16 protein-coding genes are annotated in these 17,018 nt (G+C 43.0%); 7 read left to right on the forward strand and 9 right to left on the reverse strand.

The features are described 5' to 3' along the window. Positions 1–34: 34 nt before the first annotated feature. Complete coding sequence (locus tag ACUYLD_RS13730) at positions 35–547, reverse strand: HEAT repeat domain-containing protein (protein WP_446675295.1); 513 nt, start codon at positions 545–547, stop codon at positions 35–37. Positions 548–800: 253 nt separating this feature from the next. On the opposite strand from ACUYLD_RS13730, the gene ACUYLD_RS13735 reads away from it, so the two are divergent. Further along, a complete protein-coding gene (locus tag ACUYLD_RS13735; RefSeq protein WP_446675296.1) occupies positions 801–1,391 on the forward strand; it encodes an RNA polymerase sigma factor in 591 nt (196 codons plus the stop codon). After that, positions 1,352–2,419 (forward strand): DUF4367 domain-containing protein, encoded by a 1,068-nt coding sequence (locus tag ACUYLD_RS13740; protein ID WP_446675297.1) that lies wholly within the window; start codon positions 1,352–1,354, stop codon positions 2,417–2,419. The genes ACUYLD_RS13735 and ACUYLD_RS13740 overlap by 40 nt, the downstream gene beginning before the upstream one ends. 91 nt (positions 2,420–2,510) lie before the next feature. Here ACUYLD_RS13740 and ACUYLD_RS13745 read toward each other — a convergent pair whose 3' ends face one another. Beyond that, positions 2,511–3,086, reverse strand: coding sequence for a histidine phosphatase family protein (locus ACUYLD_RS13745; protein WP_348623968.1), 576 nt, complete (start codon positions 3,084–3,086; stop codon positions 2,511–2,513). Positions 3,087–3,275: 189 nt separating this feature from the next. Here ACUYLD_RS13745 and ACUYLD_RS13750 point away from each other — a divergent pair, with 189 nt between their 5' ends. Both ACUYLD_RS13750 and ACUYLD_RS13755 read left to right on the forward strand, forming a co-directional pair. Continuing rightward, positions 3,276–3,767, forward strand: coding sequence for a MerR family transcriptional regulator (locus tag ACUYLD_RS13750; protein ID WP_446675298.1), 492 nt, complete (start codon positions 3,276–3,278; stop codon positions 3,765–3,767). A gap of 55 nt (positions 3,768–3,822) precedes the next feature. Next, positions 3,823–4,059, forward strand: coding sequence for a hypothetical protein (locus ACUYLD_RS13755; RefSeq protein ID WP_446675299.1), 237 nt, complete (start codon positions 3,823–3,825; stop codon positions 4,057–4,059). A gap of 67 nt (positions 4,060–4,126) precedes the next feature. Here the strand turns inward: ACUYLD_RS13755 and ACUYLD_RS13760 are convergent, their stop codons facing one another. After that, positions 4,127–5,050, reverse strand: a complete 924-nt coding sequence (locus tag ACUYLD_RS13760) for an AraC family transcriptional regulator N-terminal domain-containing protein (protein ID WP_446675300.1) — start codon at positions 5,048–5,050, stop codon at positions 4,127–4,129. A gap of 185 nt (positions 5,051–5,235) precedes the next feature. Here ACUYLD_RS13760 and ACUYLD_RS13765 point away from each other — a divergent pair, with 185 nt between their 5' ends. Continuing rightward, entirely contained in the window at positions 5,236–5,982 is a 747-nt protein-coding gene (locus ACUYLD_RS13765) for an SDR family oxidoreductase (RefSeq protein ID WP_061829749.1), read from the forward strand. Between the two features lie 60 nt (positions 5,983–6,042). On the opposite strand, the gene ACUYLD_RS13770 is transcribed toward ACUYLD_RS13765, so the two are convergent. The 6 genes from ACUYLD_RS13770 to ACUYLD_RS13795 form a co-directional block, all read right to left on the reverse strand. After that, complete coding sequence (locus ACUYLD_RS13770; protein WP_231109433.1) at positions 6,043–6,183, reverse strand: hypothetical protein; 141 nt, start codon at positions 6,181–6,183, stop codon at positions 6,043–6,045. Between the two features lie 220 nt (positions 6,184–6,403). Continuing rightward, on the reverse strand, positions 6,404–7,903 hold the full coding sequence (locus ACUYLD_RS13775) for a malate:quinone oxidoreductase (protein ID WP_446675301.1): 1,500 nt from the start codon (positions 7,901–7,903) through the stop codon (positions 6,404–6,406). Positions 7,904–8,263: 360 nt separating this feature from the next. Continuing rightward, on the reverse strand, positions 8,264–9,049 hold the full coding sequence (locus ACUYLD_RS13780; protein WP_446675302.1) for a hypothetical protein: 786 nt from the start codon (positions 9,047–9,049) through the stop codon (positions 8,264–8,266). A gap of 144 nt (positions 9,050–9,193) precedes the next feature. Then, complete coding sequence (gene araA / locus ACUYLD_RS13785) at positions 9,194–10,618, reverse strand: L-arabinose isomerase (protein ID WP_446675338.1); 1,425 nt, start codon at positions 10,616–10,618, stop codon at positions 9,194–9,196. A gap of 34 nt (positions 10,619–10,652) precedes the next feature. Continuing rightward, on the reverse strand, positions 10,653–11,348 hold the full coding sequence (locus ACUYLD_RS13790; RefSeq protein ID WP_068939259.1) for an L-ribulose-5-phosphate 4-epimerase: 696 nt from the start codon (positions 11,346–11,348) through the stop codon (positions 10,653–10,655). 1 nt (position 11,349) lies between these two features. After that, positions 11,350–12,963 carry a xylulokinase gene (locus tag ACUYLD_RS13795; RefSeq protein WP_446675303.1) on the reverse strand — a complete coding sequence of 538 codons (1,614 nt, stop codon included), beginning with the start codon at positions 12,961–12,963 and terminating at the stop codon, positions 11,350–11,352. Positions 12,964–13,592: 629 nt separating this feature from the next. On the opposite strand from ACUYLD_RS13795, the gene ACUYLD_RS13800 reads away from it, so the two are divergent. Together ACUYLD_RS13800 and ACUYLD_RS13805 are read left to right on the forward strand one after the other, a co-directional pair. After that, positions 13,593–14,681, forward strand: coding sequence for a substrate-binding domain-containing protein (locus ACUYLD_RS13800; RefSeq protein ID WP_446675304.1), 1,089 nt, complete (start codon positions 13,593–13,595; stop codon positions 14,679–14,681). 218 nt (positions 14,682–14,899) lie between these two features. Further along, positions 14,900–16,894: a serine hydrolase gene (locus ACUYLD_RS13805; protein WP_446675305.1), complete on the forward strand. Its 1,995-nt coding sequence runs from the start codon at positions 14,900–14,902 to the stop codon at positions 16,892–16,894. The last annotated feature ends 124 nt before the right edge of the window (positions 16,895–17,018 follow it).

Consider the following 17,018-nt stretch of genomic DNA (forward strand, 5'->3'; position numbering starts at 1 on the left):
AATCCCGCCCAGCATAGCCGATGGTTTTCGTTAGCTATACGGGCGGGATTGCCGAGTTTATCTCTTGATCATTTAATTCATCTTTCCATTTTTTCTGCAATGCAATTAATGCCCTTCTTCTGACATATTCGTGTTCATCATTCGAGAGCTTAGACAAAAGACTATTTACTTCATCCCTCATTCCTTTTACTTCACCTAATCCATAGGCTATTTGCCATCTGGCTTCGTAATCAGAGTATGTAATTGCACTGTAGGCTAAAGACAAAAATATTTTGGGTTGTACAATTAACAACTGCAATACATTCTCAACCTCATTATCCCTTGCCAATGTGTATAAGATCAGTTCATAAACCTCTGTCTGCCATTCAGCTAATAAGGTATGTTCTAAGACTTCCTCAACAGCATTATAAAGCTTATCCCAATAAAGATAATTCGCTTCCCATTCTCCATGTTTTTCAGCTATGCTAGCTTCCCATTGTTTGAATGTTATGACTTGCTCTTGAAGAGTGCGGAATAAAGCATTTTCTCTATTATCATAAAACCCCATTTCCCATCTCCTTTTTTCTTTACAATCTATTATCACTTTTTTGATAGGTATATTTATTATTCTATTTATTTCCATAATAAAAATCCAAGCTCTATGAAATCAACAACGTTGGTGATAATTGTTCTGCTTTATCGTATTCTCTTAGAGGGTTGATTTAATACTTAAAAAATTTTAGAAAAGATGTCCCTTTGGTTCAGCTTCATTTGTTATACAGATATAGTTTTCTTTTTAATCAGAGGGGGTGCCTAAATCTTTGAATGAGGAAATCGAATATAGAATTAAACGGGTCCAAGCTGGCGAGATCCAGGATTACGCCTACATTGTAAAGGAGTATCAGCGTCAGATTTTTGTGTACTGCTGGCGGATATTAGGAAGTGAGCAGGAAGCTGAAGAGGCTGTACAGGATATTTTCGTTAGTGCTTTCGAGAAAATCAGTATGTACAAGCCCACAGTGGGCTTCTCCTCCTGGCTGTATAAAATGGCTTATCATCACTGCTTGAACCTGATTCGCAGGAAAAATCTACAGCGCAAATTTAAAATGACCCTGTTCAACTCAACTAACATGACTTCAGACAGCGCTGCGCAGGTTATGGAACGTCAGCTTTTCAGTGAACCGCTAAGCCGGGCATTAGGCCAACTGAATGCAGAAGAACGAAACCTGCTGGTGCTACGCATTTTTGAAGAAAAATCGTTTGGAGGAATCGGGGAAATTATGAACAAAAGCGAGGAAGCTATCAAGAAAAAATACGGCAGAACAAAAACAAAGCTCAAAAAAATGATGGAGCCCATAAAGGAGGATCCAAAATGCGTGAATTACAAGACAGAACTCAGGAACAAGGTCTGAAATACACCGATCTGAAAGACAAAGGCTTAAAAAATATGGACATGTTGACGGAGCCAGAGAACGTCTTAAAAATACAAGCCTTTGACGTCTCTGACAAAGTGATGGAACAGGTCTACCAAAAGGGGAAACCCAAAAAGGGACTCATCGTAAAAATGCGTCTTCAACCGCGCATCACCGCTCCTATTATGATCTTACTTTTTGTATTGGGCGCCTCTGTGACTGGGTACGCCGCTTCGCAATATCTGGAATTACGTAACGGCAAAGGCGATGTCGTATTAAATACCGCCAAAACACCTGCCGAAACGGACGCTTCCCAAACGTATACAACCACCTACACACAGTGGAACGAAAAGGTGAGAGACCGTCTACAGCCTGGAGAGTATGCCGCCTATTACGTTAAGGACGATTCTATGAATCCAAGAAATTCGTCTAATCCTGTCCTGTTTGCATACAAACCTACTGAACTTTCTAGCTTCAGCAGTCTGCAGGATGAAATCAAGCGTACAGAAGCCCCACTATTCCACAATCCTACTCATCTGCCAGATGGCTACCGATTTGATTTCGGATACGTCTATCCAGTCGCTGCATATCCTGGGATGATGAACAAAGAGGAATATCGGGCTTTAACGGATAAACTGATGCAACAGGCCAAAGCTGCACCGAAAGGTGAAAATCTGTTTATTCAAAAGCTGAGCTGGGACAAGTCAGACTTCACCTTTGCCCGGTATGCAAGAGGAAATGACTATGTAAACATCACCGTCACCAAGTACGCTCCCGAAGTCACAAAGACGACCGTGATGCAAAATGAACAGGATTCGGCTGAGGAACTGATGATCAAAGGAACCAAGGCCTATTACATCAGGGCAAGCGAAACAAGCACGCCCTTGGAGGTAGGGAAAAATCGACTGGGATGGCTCGATGAAAAAAGGCGTTTACACTACAACATATCTGATAACCAGGACAGCCCGCTGAGCAAAGAAGACCTGGTAAAAATAGCCGAGGATTTGCTTAACGGTTCACCGCAATAGCTATAAAGGAAAAGCTTTGAAGAGAGACCATCCTTTTTTAAGGGTGGTCTCTTTTTGGAGAATAGTCCTTATACCTTTTCCTCACAAACTATTACGGCATGTTCCACAATCTTTTTACCTCAACTAATTCCTGATCATTGAATTCCATTCTGTATACGTCTGGTTTGGATGTGTGTAGTAAAAAATTCAAATCGTACTGCTTGTCATAATACCCCATCATTAAAGTCATCACAGCTCCATGAGTGCCTAATGCGACTTTCCGTCCTCGGTAGATTTTTAACAATTCCTTTAAGACCGTTATACTTCGGTTCTGACAAACTGCATTAGACTCTCCTCCCGTTAAAGCAAAGTTGGGATCAGAAAATGACTTATCTAACAAAGGGAATAATTCATCATCGGGCATTCGGTTGTCTTCACTAGAAAAAATTCTTTCTTTAAGATCCTCAAATATTAAAACTTCTTGTCCTGAGCATTGAGCTAATTCTTGAATGGTTAGGATTGCCCGTTGATATGGACTTGAAACGAAAACCTCGATCCCCTCTTCTCTTAATAATTCAGTTATTTGAAAAGCATCTGACTTGCCTTTATCAGTCAAACCTCTTGTTCTTTCATTTCCTTCCGTCTTCGGTGATTCGCCATGTCTCACCATATAAATGAAAGTTTTCATAGTATCCTCCATGAAGAGCTGATGAATTTTTATTACATGATATTCGTGACTAACTACCAAGTCACCTTTTGCTAGGGTAGTTTTCTCTTGTTTCTTATTGCATAAGTTTTTCTTGAAGGTGACGTTACGTCATTTGCTATACTGACTGAGAACGACATGCTAGAGCAATCAATTGGATGTGAGCAATGAATGGCCAAAGAGAACTGTCTGACGACAGGACAGCTTGCCAAACGTACAGGGATAACGGTCAGGACATTGCGATATTACGATCAAATTGGACTTCTGAGTCCAGGAGGTCACCACACTGGATCCATAAGACTGTACAACATGAAAGATATGGAAAGATTACAGCGAATTCAGATGTTGAAGTATCTAGGGGTATCGCTTCAAAAAATAATGGACATTTTAGATGCAGAATCGCCATCCAACGGAGAGATCAGACATTCGTTGCAAGCACAACTCGATGTTTTACAAAAGAAAATTGCCCATACGGAGCACGTAGTGCATGCAATACGAGATGCTATGGAAATGTCGGCCTTTGGCTCCGATTGGAACCATTTGGCGGATGTTATCCAAACCGTGCAGAGTGAGCAAAATTGGGGGGAGCAATATCGGACGGCGAACCGTCTGCAAACGCGGATACATCTTTACGACAAGTACAGTACGAATCCCCAGGTCTGAAAAGAACGTCAACTACATGAATGAAATTGCTCTTCAAGTTTACGAGGCTGGTCATATGCCGGTGCTGGGAGAATGGTATGCTTTGCCCCTTATCGCGACATCCGGTTCCACTGCTCTGGGAGACAAGACCTTTAACAAAATCTTTCACCCGTCTTCCATTCGCCTGCTTGATTACTGTAACGCCGTGCTTCGGGTTGGAGGACCCTCTCAGGGTGCCGATGAAATGGTAAGGGTGGCGAAAGAGAAAGGATTGTTGATTTACGAGCGGCTCGACGAACTTCCGTTGGTGTGATATATCCTCTTTGACCAGACCAAAGACAACTTGCTCTGGGCCTCCTCCAGATCACCCGAAGAATCTCTCAATCAACTGAGACACTAAGGGAATTGCGCAAATGTTTAACATCACTCATCGGTGGACGCCCAAACATGCGTCCATATTCTCGGCTGAACTGCGAAGGGCTCTCATAGCCAACGCGAAAGCCTGCATTGGCCGCTTCCAATCCCTCCGAGAGCAGCAAGCGGCGTGCAGTCTGCAGTCGAATGGCCTTCTGATACTGCAGAGGACTTATAGCCGTTACCTTTTTAAAATGCTTGTGTAAGGAAGAAGGGCTCATGTTTACTTCCTTCGCCAATTCTTCAATCACAAGAGGCTTAGAGTAATCGCGGGTTATCAGATGGATCGCTTGGGAGATGCTATGTGCATAGCTACCAACTACGGCAAATTGCCTGATTAAAGCCCCCTGCTCACCTTGTAATACACGATAAAGGATCTCGTGCGTGATAAGCGGCGCAAGAAACTGAATATCCGCAGGCGTATCCGAAAGTCTGACAAGCCGAAGCAGCGCATCAAGCAGCAGAGGGTCAAATTGGCTCACTAGTATGCCGCGTCCAGTCTTTACGGTACCTTGAGGAGGACTCTTCTTGATAATGTCCAGGATGACGTCTGGACTAATGGATAATTGAAGACTTAGATAAGGAAGCTCCGACGAGGCTTGAGTTATTTTACCAATTACGGGAAGTTGAACTGATGTGACCATGTAGGTTGTTGGATCGTAGACATAGTTTTCTCCAGCCAGCATTGCTGTCTTTGAGCCTTGTGCAACCACGTACAGGGAGGGCATATGGACCGTATGATTCAGCTCGGACACATGGCTTGCACGTCTGAAATAAAGTCCTGGCACAGACGAGACAAACGTACCATCCGAAGACGCATGTTGATGAATTAGATGAATCAGTTCTTGTAGATTCGTAGAAATATCAGAGGGGGGAGGAGACGAAATCATTCATGCTTCACCTTCCTTTCCGTTGAACGCTAATATTGATGTGCTAATTATATGCGCGCCGAATAGGATTAGGCAAGAATTGGACTTGATCGGTCTACCTGTCTCAATCGAATTCTACTTAAAATTTACTTGCAAGGCCAACAGAGGGCCTAAGGCAAATAGATCAAAGGAAGAAGGATTGGGCTATGCATTTGGAAGGAAGAATAGAGAACAAAGTCGTCGTGATTACAGGTGCAAGCAGCGGAATTGGAGAAGCAACAGCACTGTTGCTTGCCGAGCGTGGAGCAAAAGTCGTACTTGGAGCACGCGGAGCGGAGCGCCTTGAAGCGCTGGCGACACGCATTTCCAATGGAGGTGGCGAAGCTGTTTATGCACGCACTGACGTGAGACGGCGCGAGGATCTGTGCAATCTCGTTAATTTGGCTTGCGAACGGTACGGGAAGCTGGATGTTCTCGTCAGCAACGCTGGCGTTATGCCTATTTCCCCTCTCGAAGATCTGTGTGTCGAGGACTGGGAGGATATGATTGATGTCAACATTAAAGGCGTTTTGTACGGTATAGCCGCAGCGTTGCCTATCTTTCGCAAGCAGGGTTCCGGACATTTCGTAAACATCGCTTCTGTAGCAGGACATAAGACTGTGCCGAACCAGTCGGTCTACTCCGGTACGAAGTTCGCCGTGCGCGCCATCTCAGAGGGATTGCGCCAGGAGGCTGGCGACAAGCTGCGCGTGACCATCATTTCGCCTGGTATTGTGCAGACAAATTTCACAGAGGGTATGACCAATCCAGCATTGAGAGATCAACTCGCTGCCATTCGGGATAAACTAGCCATGACACCTGACGCGATAGCCCGTGCAATTGGATTCGCAATTGAACAACCGGCCGATATTGATGTGAACGAAATCGTAATCCGTCCAACCGCACAAATGTAATATAAATAGATAGGGGCACCTCCTCTTGTGAGTGCGTCCCTATCTATTTAGCATAAAGCTTTACCATGGAAGCTGTTCATCCATGTAATAGAATCCGCCCGTTGGACCATCCTCCGAGAGGGTCGCCAGTCGGACCGCCGTTTTCGCTCCATCCTCCACCGACAGCTCTGCCTTTTCCCCGCCCATCTGCGTTTTAACCAAGCCGGGGTAGCAATCCGCTGCACCAGTTCATTGGACAACTGGAACTGAATAGAGTCTATAGGGCGCTACATAATTACTGTGATCACTGTGCAGACAAAGAAAATGTAGAAGGATTGTAAAATTTTGTATTGTTGCTTATTCGACTTTAAAATATATCGTAAGATTACTGTACATTTTATTAAAAAGTAGTGGGATGATCCAGTTACCAGCCATGCAAAAATTAACGATGAAGCGGTTCTTTTTCGCCCAGACCCAGCACCTCCGTTGTGGAATTGTAAATTTCTTGGTAAAGCTCTGGGTTTTCCGCTAGTGACACCCCATAAGAAGGAATCATCTCTTTGATTTTTGGTTCCCACTCTTCCATATGTTGTGGGAAGCATTTTTCCAATACTTCCAGCATAACGTGAACAGCAGTAGAAGCACCCGGAGAAGCGCCGAGCAGTGCAGCTACCGAACCATCTGCGGCACTAACCACTTCCGTACCAAATTGAAGTGTTCCTTTTCCACCCTCCGTATCTTTGATCACCTGCACACGTTGGCCTGCTACCACGATTCCCCAGTCCTCGATTTTGGCGTTCGGAATAAACTCGCGTAATTCTTCCAGACGCTTTTCATTCGATAACATCACTTGCTGGATCAGATATTTGGTCAATGCCATCTCTTTTGCGCCTGCGGCCAACATCGTAATGAGATTATTAGGTTTTACAGAACCGATCAAATCCAAATTTGAGCCCGTTTTCAAGAACTTCGGTGAGAAGCCGGCAAACGGTCCAAATAGCAGTGCTTTTTGGTTACCGATATATCTTGTATCCAGATGCGGAACAGACATGGGGGGAGCACCAACCTTAGCTTTACCATATACTTTTGCATGATGCTGGGCGACAACCTTAGGATTGTTACATACCATAAATAGTCCACTTACCGGGAATCCCCCGATATATTTGGACTCAGGAATACCGGTTCTTTGTAGCAAAGGTAGACTTCCACCCCCACCACCGATAAAGACAAATTTGGCATTATGGTATTCGATTTTACCGTTATCCAGATTATGAACCTTGACCTTCCACGAGCCGTCGCTCGCACGTTTAATATCCTTTACACTATGTTTGTAATTAATCTCGACGTTTTTACTTTTTAAATGCTCAAACAACATGCGTGTTAAAGCACCAAAGTTGACATCTGTTCCAGAGTCGATTTTGGTTGCCGCGATGGGTTCATTCAATGTACGGCCTTCCATAATCAGCGGAATCCATTCCTTCAGCTTTTCAGGGTCGTCGGAAAATTCCATGCCTTGAAACAGAGAAATAGTTGAAAGCGCTTTAAACCTTTTTTTCAAAAAAGCTACATTTTTCTCTCCTGTTACCAAGCTCATATGAGGTATTGGTTTGATAAAGTCCTGTGGATTACGAATCAAATTGCTGTTTACAAGAAAAGACCAAAACTGTCTTGAAAGCTGAAACTGCTCATTAATGTCTACAGCTTTACGAATATCTATAGATCCATCAGCTTTCTCGGATGTATAGTTCAGTTCGCACAGTGCAGCATGGCCTGTACCTGCATTATTCCATTCGTTAGAGCTTTCTTCTCCCGCGTTTGCGAGTTTCTCAAACACTTGAATTTCCCACTCCGGTGCTAACTCTTTCAGCAATGATCCCAGAGTCGCGCTCATGACTCCGGCACCAATTAAGATAACGTCTGTATTTTTCTGAATGCTATTCATAAAAACCTTCCTTATCTCTTATATTTGCAAAAAAGAGCAGGCCCTCCTGCTTAGGTGATACAAGAAGCAAGGCTCCACTCAGGATCATATCTTTTCTGTCTCTATTATAACTAAAATATAATCTTTTAAAAATTATATTGTCTATTATCTGATAATTATAAATCATTTCTGCTAAAAAGTGAGAATTTTCTTTGCAGAAATAATAAGAATGGATCTCAACACGCTGTATTATTTGGGCTTCACTTACTAGCAGTAATAACAGACACCAAAAACGCGTTTAGAAGCAAATGATATAGAGTACGAATTTCCAATGATTGAATCAACAGTCCATGTATATGAATAATTAGGTAAAATATGTCTTTACGGGATAGACCCTAATAAATACTTCATTATGATATTCGAAACGGTCTGTTGTTGATTCCCCCAATCATAATCGGAGTTATCCATAATAAACGATTGAAAAGGGAGTTGCTCAATAATTTGTAATTCTAGCTCTCGTCGATGTTCAAGGAACTGAATATACCCCTCATATCCGTAAAGCCCCTTGTTCTTTCCATAATCTTGCTCCGTATGGTACCAAATCGCAAAATCTAACCATTCTTGAGATCTCATTGTTTTAACTCGCTCAATCGTCTCATGCACATTCGGTTGCTTCAAATAGAACAAAATTGGGTTTAACTCCTGAATTTGCTCCGCAATCTGTAATATATGCTGAGTAAAACGATCTTCTCCAGCATCATGCCGGGCAAGTAATGCACACCCTGGGTTCTGTAAAAAACAGCATTCGATTATTATCAACTTTTCTTTTTCTCGCTGATCTTTAACAAAAGACTTCCAACGTTGAATCATCAACTCGCAGTGCTTTTCTACGGGTACTCCATCGTAAATTTCATAACGCCGGATTTCCTCATACAAACTAGAAGGGATTCCATTTGGAGCTGGTTGCTGTGCAAGTGCATATGCGATTAAAGAGTCGTTGCCATTCACAGATACAAACGGATCAATGTAATGAAACACCTCGGAGTAGATAGATCGGAGCCGATCAAGTTCTTCGTGCGGCATACATGCAACCGATTCATAATCAGCGGGATGTCGTAAGTTCCCTTCTAAAAATAGTTCCGATTCTATTTGATGTGTGTTTAACATGTCATGTATGTGTCTAGATAATGTGGATTTGCCAGAGCCAGGTAGCTTAGGAACCTTCCCATATCTATACATTCTTAGAAAACCAATAAAAAGCACTGGGTCCTGAGGACTGACCCAATGCTTTTATAGATGACTATCTTCTAGTTACTTAATAAGTACGTATTCCAGGTTAACCAGTTTTGCATAAGTAACAATTTGGTCTGTGGTTAGATTCAAGGAAACCACGGTATGGTGACCACCGCCGTTCTCAATCCATGCTTTAACCCCATCTTGGAAGTTTGGCTTCACGTTCCACAGTACACGGGCCACTGGAAGATTTGGAGCAGGAACTGTCGGTTCAAATGCAGTAACCTCATTGATCAACAGTTTATAATGCGTGCCAAAGTCAGCCATGGAAACAACTACACCGTCTCCTGCCTTGCCGTCAAACACCAGACGAGCTGGATCTTCACGATCGCCGATACCTAACGGAGAAACGATGATTTTAGGCTTGTTGCTTGCCAACGTTGGGTCAACTTCAAGCATATGGGATTGAAGGATCGATTCCTGACCAGCCGCTAATTCATAGGTGTAGTCTTCCATAAAGCCAGTGGATTGGTTATGGCTCATGACTTTAAGCAGACGATCGAGCGCTGCAGTCTTCCAATCTCCTTCACCGGCGAAGCCGTATCCTTGTGCCATCAAACGTTGAACGGCAAGACCAGGGAGTTGTTTCATACCATAGAGGTCTTCGAAGTTCGTAGTGAAGGCAGTATAGCCGCCATGATCCAGGAACCGTTTAAGAGCAATTTCATAGCTTGCTTGCACTTTTACGCTGGCTTCCCAAGCTTCCTTGCTGTAAGTACCATAATCAAATTCATAGAGTTTGGCGTATTCCGCGAACAAAGCATCAATTTCTTCTTCCTTCACAGCATTGACGTACTGAACAAGGTCGCCAATTCCGAAGTAGTCAACGGTCCATCCAAATTGGATTTGAGCTTCCACCTTATCGCCTTCCGTAACACCAACGTTACGCATGTTGTCGCCAAAACGGGCAACTTTGATATTGAAGCTTTCGTTATAAGCAACCGCTACATCCATCCACTCTGCGATTTGCTTTTGCACTTCTGCGCGTTCCCAGTAACCTACGACCACTTTATTCTGTTTCTTCAGGCGAGCATTGATAAATCCATATTCACGGTCACCATGAGCTGCCTGATTGAGGTTCATGAAGTCCATATCAATCGTAGCCCAAGGAATGCTTTCATTATACTGTGTAGCCAAATGAAGTAGCGGCTTTTGCAGCAATTTAGTACCACGAATCCACATTTTTGCAGGCGAGAAGGTATGCATCCAAGTGATGACACCAGCAACCTCGTCACGATAGTTGACTTCTTTCATGAGATTGGTGATTTTGTCTGCACTAACCGCCAGATCCTGCAATACAAGCGGATAAGACAGAACGCCACTCTTATTTAAGGCATCGGTCATTTCTTGTGCGTGTGCTTTAACTTCTGCTAATGCTTCTTCTCCATACAGATGTTGTGAACCTACGACAAACCAGAACTGTTTTGTACCTACTGTTGACATCATTCATCCTCTTTTCTTAATTTTTTAATTTATATTACTTTTGCCCGTAGTACGCGTCTTTCCCATGTTTGCGTAAATAGTGTTTATCTAGAATGCGCTGCGGCAATTCTTCAGCAAAATGATTCAATTCTCGTGCGAATAAATTCATTTTCGAAACTTCTTCCAACACGACGCTATTCATGACTGCCGATTTTGCATCTTTGCCCCAAGTGAAGGGAGCATGACCCTTAAGCAGAACACCCGGCACTGCTAAAATATCCAGCCCGCGCTGCTCAAAAGTTTCGATGATGACACGTCCGGTTTCCGCTTCGTAACCACGATCAATCTCCTCTTGTGTCAAGAAACGGGCACAAGGAACAGAACCATAGAAGGTGTCTGCATGAGTAGTCCCCATTACAGGTACATCCAAGCCTGCTTGAGCCCAAATGGTCGCCCAAGTCGAATGCGTGTGTACAATACCGCCGATCTCTGCATAATGCTTATAAAGTACGGCGTGAGTCGGTGTATCTGACGAAGGTCTCATTTCTCCTTCAACAACATTGCCATCAAAATCAACAACCACCATATCGCTAGGTTTCATCGTGTCATAACTAACACCACTTGGTTTGATAACGAATAAGCGGCTCTCACGATCAACAGCGCTTACGTTACCCCAGGTGTATTTCACGAGTCCATGTTTAGGCAAATCCAGATTGGCTTGATATACTTCTTCTTTCAGTTGCTCTAACACGTCAATTCCTCCAGTTTTCCACTAGATTATCTACAGCAGCCTGTTCAATCGCCAGGCCTTGTGTGTAGCGTTCCATGAATGCTTCAAATCCCTTAACGTCGGAACTGTCGGGAGAAATTTCTTGCCCCTCAACATCTCTAAATACTTTTTGGTCGAGGAAGTCTTCCAGACTTTCTTGTTGATCCTTGTTCATCATGTAAGAAGCCAGAATAGCAATCCCCCACGCCCCGCCTTCTCCGGCTGTTGACATCACGGATACCGGGACATTCATGGCAGCCGCAACAATTTTTTGTCCGACGATAGGGGTTTTAAATAAACCACCGTGAGCCAGAATGCTGTCAATTGCGACATTTTCTTTCTTTGTCAAAATATCCATTCCGATTTTCAAAGCAGCAAACGCAGTGAAAAGATGAGTCCGCATGAAATTGGCCAAATTGAAACGGCTTTCAGGAGAGCGGACAAACAATGGCCGGCCTTTCTCTATTCCGGTGATATTCTCCCCTGACAAATAGCCATAGCTGAGTAAACCGCCGCCATCTGGATCTGCTTCCAAAGCCTTGTTCAGCAGCACACTGAACAATTGATTCGGATCCGCCTTTTGCCCCATTGCCTCAGAGAATTCACGGAACAATCCCAGCCAAGCATTGATATCACTTGAACAGTTGTTGGCATGAACCATTCCGACCGGATTACCATTCGGTGTAGTCACCAGATCAATTTCCGGATATACCGCTGAAAGGTCCTTCTCTAATACAAGCATGGCAAAAACCGAGGTTCCCACAGAGACGTTGCCCGTCCGTTTTCTCACACTATTCGTAGCGACCATCCCTGTTCCCGCATCACCTTCTGGAGGACAAAGCGGAATACCTGGTTGTAAATCTTCAGATTTATCTAAGATTTTAGCTCCCGCGGCGGTTAGTACACCTGCCTGCTCGCCTGAAATATAAACTTTAGGGAGAATTGCTTCTAGCTTCCAATCGTAACCTTTGGCTGCAATGAGTTCATCGAACTGCTTAACCATCGATTCGTTATAATCATGTGTAGTCTCATCAATGGGGAATATGCCCGAAGCATCTCCGACGCCAATAGCCTTATTGCCAGTCAGCAGCCAGTGAATATATCCAGCTAACGTCGTCATAAAATCAATCTGAGGGACATGTTGCTCTTCGTTCAATATCGCTTGATACAGGTGAGCAATACTCCATCGCTCAGGGATGTTGAATTGGAATTTATCAGTTAACACTTTTGCGGCAGCACCGGTTGTCGCATTCCGCCAAGTCCGGAACGGAACAAGCAACTCGCCCTTGCTGTCAAAAGCCATATAGCCGTGCATCATTGCAGAGAATCCTATAGAACCAACGGTACGAAGGGTAATCCCATATTTTCGTTCAACCTCTTGCTTCATTTCACTATAGGCCTCTTGCAGACCCGTAATAATACTCTCTAAGTTGTACGTCCAATAACCGTCCACCAAGAGATTTTCCCACTCATAGCTTCCAGATGCGATGGTTTCAAAATGATGATCAATCAGCACTGCCTTGATACGTGTGGATCCAAATTCGATACCAAGTGAGGTTTCTCCCTTAGTAATCGCTTGTTTAATGTCTTGATCCATGCTCACGTTACTCCTCTCTCTGAACAACTGTTATAATCGCAATAATTGAAAGAAGGCGCTTTCTTTAATTTACAACCTTAGTATATTTTTTGTTCGTACATTTGTCAACGTGAATACATAGTTATACCTACAAATATTCTCATGAACCCATTATTAGTGCTACAGCGAGCCGTTGACCGAGGAGAGGTGTCAGACGATTGCTGAGATTGTGGACGAAGTATTCTTGCCACTTGTGTTAAAGCGGCGATTAGCAATTCCGCCCTTTGAGAAGCATATTATACAAATGCCTACCATTGTTTTTTAATGTTTTTTCAGTTTTTGTTAATAGGAATTTGTATTTATGAATGTAGGTTGAGCAAGATAAAATCTGCTCAACCTTTTTTCGCCTTTTAGGTTTATTAGGTGTGTGACAATAACGTAATATGGGCTTCAAGCAGCTTCTGATATAAAACATCGTTGGCAAACCCAGGACCGCATCTCCTTCGGGTACAACTTGCCCCACTTGGCCTTCAGTATTTATACATGTTAGGCTATGGATTATAATAGTTCATAATTATGCTAAGATATGTACATACAAATATTATGGGTAGGTAAATTAGTATTAGGACAACCAGGAAAGAAGGAATAAAGTGAAACCAAAGTATCAGGTCATCCTTGAGGATATAAAGAGCAACATTCTATCAGGAGCATACAGCGTAGGAGAACAAATTCCAACGGAATCGGCTTTGCAGGATATGTATAAAGTTAGCCGCCAGACGGTACGTAAGGCAATTTTAGAACTATCCAACGAGGGTTTTTTAAGAAGTGAAAAAGGATCGGGCACTTATGTCAGTAACCAATTTCGATCAAAAAACGGCGGAAATTCCAGTAATAAAACCATCGGAGTCATCACAACCTACATTTCCGATTACATCTTCCCTTCTATTATTCGCGGGATTGAAGCCAGATTGAATGAAGATAATTATTCATTGCTATTAGCTAGTACAAATAATGATGTCGCACAGGAAAAGAAAGCTTTAGAGATGATGTTGTCCTTTGGTGTGGATGGCTTGATCATTGAGCCTACGAAGAGCAATCTATATAATCCCAATATCTCTTACTATCTGACGTTCAAGGAGCAGGATGTTCCGTTTATCATGATTAATGCTTATTATGAAGAGTTGGAAGTTCCCTTCTTTTGTCTCGATGACGTACAGTCCAGCTATCTGGCAACAAAAGAATTGATTGCTAACGGACACACACACATTGGTATCATTGCCAAAATGGACGATTTACAAGGAAAGCATCGAATGAAGGGCTATATCAAGGCGCTGGGAGAAGCCAAATTACGGTTTTACCCAGAGCAAGTGCTCTCATTCTATACAGAGACGAAGCAAGACCTGTCCACCAACTTAAAAAAATTCCTAACCGAACAAAGAGACGGGTTATCCGCAATTGTCTGCTATAACGACGAGGTAGGATTAGAAGTTGTACATGTATGCAGACAACTTGGTATATCTGTTCCTGAAGACATATCCATTATTGGTCAAGATAATTCCTATATTTCCAAGAATGCAAACATCAAACTAACGACATTAACACACCCACAGGAACAAATGGGACGTGATGCCGCCGATTGGGTTATCAAGAAACTGCAAGGGAAGAAAGATCTACGCAAACACACCTATTATCAACCTGTGTTAATTGAAGGAGAAACGGTAAAGAAGAAACTGAAGTGAAGGGGTCCAACATTCATTGTGAACAATCAAATGGACACACCCAAAAACGATATTACCATTGAACACTAGGCACCTAGTGCCTAATTGTCATATGACACTTTGAAGTGACTGGTATGGGTCGGTGACGAAATGTAACTTGTTGGTATGACAAGTCCTTTGCCATACTTGGTTTTGCCGGACGCTATGAGGCAAAAATACATTTCAAGGAGAAATCATTCATGAAAAAAATGATTCACACCAATCTCGCGATTCTACTGTTATCTGCTACGATAACTACCGCCTGTATGGCACCCAACGGCGCGTCAGTTGCCGCACCCGTTAACGCACCAGTTGCATCTGAAAAGGCTAGCTTGGAGGGGCCGCGAAATGTCAAGGAACTAGAAGCTTTTGCAGATGGTGTTTTTGCGGACAAGATGAAGAAGTTTAATACAGTTGGTTCTAATTTTGTGGTCGTCACGGGTGGGAAAGTGATGCTAAGCAAAGGTTACGGTTATGCCGACAGGGAAAAAAGAATTCCTGTTGATAAAAATACCGTTTTCCAAATCGGCTCTGTTACAAAGTCATTCACTGCATTGGCAGCTATGCAGTTGGTCGATAAGGGGAAAATGGATTTAAAACACGATATCCAAGAGTATTTAGGAGGAATAAAGGTTCCGAATAAAACAGGAAAAAAACTGACGATGTTTGATCTACTTACATATTCAAGTGGATTTGATGAACCAGATATTCTCATGGAAATGCATCCAGAATACGCGGACAAATATTTTCCAATGAAGAAGTACATTGCAGCAAATATGCCAACTGTTGTCAGGCCTCCAGGAGAAGCGTACACTTATGACAATTTTGGTTTCATGCTAGCCGGATATGCAGTAGCAAACGTAACGGGCATGTCATATTCCCGATACATGGAAAAGAATATTTTCAAACCGTTAGGCATGACTTCGACGAATGTGCGGTTTACCCCCCAATTGTTAAGCAGAATGGCTGCTCACTATGGACCAACAGGTGAACTGATACCCTTGGACGGGTTTAAACCAACGGAAAAACCTGAAGGCGGTATGGTTTCAACAGCAGATGACATGGCGAAGTACCTCATGATGCACCTGAACAAAGGCAAGTACAAAGGTAAAGAAGTGGTGAGTCCAAAGAGCATAGAGCAAATGCACACATACCAATTATTCCCTGACAAGGAGTTCCCGGTTACAACAATTGGATTCGAAGGCTACTTCAAAGAGAAGATGAATAATCAGCATGTGATTCTAAAAGGAGGAAATGTTACAGGGCATTCTTCCTTGATTGTTATTCTGCCTGAGAAGAATACAGCGATGTACATGTCCTACAATAACGACTCCATGATGAGTCTTGACGTGTATGAGGAATTTATGAACCATTATTATCCGAGAAAATCAGAAGTTCCAAAGTCAACCTACGCAAAAATAAGTGAGCAGCAGGCTCAAGACTACGTGGGATTATACCAAAACACGCGTATCGCTGCCTTAAGGACGAAGGTTTCGTATTCGGACGGGAAATTAATAATGGAGACAGGAACATCAGGCAAACATACACTAAAAATGATCCACCCTTTATTATTTGAAGATGAATCAGGTAATAAATTGACGTTTAATAAAAATGAAGCAGGCCATATTACATATTTGTATTACATGCAGCTCCCAGATCTCGTTGCTTATGCGCAAAAAATAAACATTGATTCACCATTTTCTGATGTACCTGCGGGTAGTAAATATATTTCATATATAAACAACCTTAATGCTTTGAAAGTCATGAGCGGAAAGTCAGCCAACCTCTTCGATCCGAAAGGAACGATGACTCAGGGAGAATTCTCAGAAGTGCTGCTGCGCGCCCATGGGTGGTATAAGCAACCTTTCATGATTGAACCGAATAAGAAGCAGATGATGGCCGGACTACGTAATTATCAGCCTAATTCTCCTATCACTAGACAAATGGCGGCGGTAATGATCCAGAACCTGAAACAGGTTGAGCCTGGAACTAAGGTTAAATGGAGTGGCGAAACGGATGCTTGGGCAGTTAAAGCAGTCACAGCTCTTGTTTCCCAAGGTATCATGGACCCGGATACCAAGATCAATTCAGACGGCTCCATAGATTTCCGCTCCAAACAGCTTTTGAAGCGTCAAGAAGCCAGTGCCTTGTTGGATCAAGCATTTAATTACTATACGTTGCCAATCAGTCACTAATTCAAAAGGTTAACCGGAAAAAGTAAGATAATGATACTTTATATAAGGTTTCCTGAACCCCCGATCAAACTGGGGGTTTTCTTGTACAATAAGAAACAAGCGGCTGCTGATGCTGCCGCTTGTT

This window comes from Paenibacillus sp. SER-28 (assembly GCF_052906305.1).

What these genes read in the sequence shown, in the direction of transcription:
- araA (WP_446675338.1), bottom strand. Translation starts at nt 10,618, where the DNA reads ATGTCAACAGTAGGTACAAAACAGTTCTGGTTTGTCGTAGGTTCACAA.
- ACUYLD_RS13805 (WP_446675305.1), top strand. Translation starts at nt 14,900, where the DNA reads ATGAAAAAAATGATTCACACCAATCTCGCGATTCTACTGTTATCTGCT.
- ACUYLD_RS13765 (WP_061829749.1), top strand. Translation starts at nt 5,236, where the DNA reads ATGCATTTGGAAGGAAGAATAGAGAACAAAGTCGTCGTGATTACAGGT.
- ACUYLD_RS13775 (WP_446675301.1), bottom strand. Translation starts at nt 7,903, where the DNA reads ATGAATAGCATTCAGAAAAATACAGACGTTATCTTAATTGGTGCCGGA.
- ACUYLD_RS13760 (WP_446675300.1), bottom strand. Translation starts at nt 5,050, where the DNA reads ATGATTTCGTCTCCTCCCCCCTCTGATATTTCTACGAATCTACAAGAA.
- ACUYLD_RS13730 (WP_446675295.1), bottom strand. Translation starts at nt 547, where the DNA reads ATGGGGTTTTATGATAATAGAGAAAATGCTTTATTCCGCACTCTTCAA.
- ACUYLD_RS13745 (WP_348623968.1), bottom strand. Translation starts at nt 3,086, where the DNA reads ATGAAAACTTTCATTTATATGGTGAGACATGGCGAATCACCGAAGACG.
- ACUYLD_RS13740 (WP_446675297.1), top strand. Translation starts at nt 1,352, where the DNA reads ATGCGTGAATTACAAGACAGAACTCAGGAACAAGGTCTGAAATACACC.
- ACUYLD_RS13795 (WP_446675303.1), bottom strand. Translation starts at nt 12,963, where the DNA reads ATGGATCAAGACATTAAACAAGCGATTACTAAGGGAGAAACCTCACTT.
- ACUYLD_RS13750 (WP_446675298.1), top strand. Translation starts at nt 3,276, where the DNA reads ATGGCCAAAGAGAACTGTCTGACGACAGGACAGCTTGCCAAACGTACA.
- ACUYLD_RS13755 (WP_446675299.1), top strand. Translation starts at nt 3,823, where the DNA reads ATGCCGGTGCTGGGAGAATGGTATGCTTTGCCCCTTATCGCGACATCC.
- ACUYLD_RS13780 (WP_446675302.1), bottom strand. Translation starts at nt 9,049, where the DNA reads ATGTTAAACACACATCAAATAGAATCGGAACTATTTTTAGAAGGGAAC.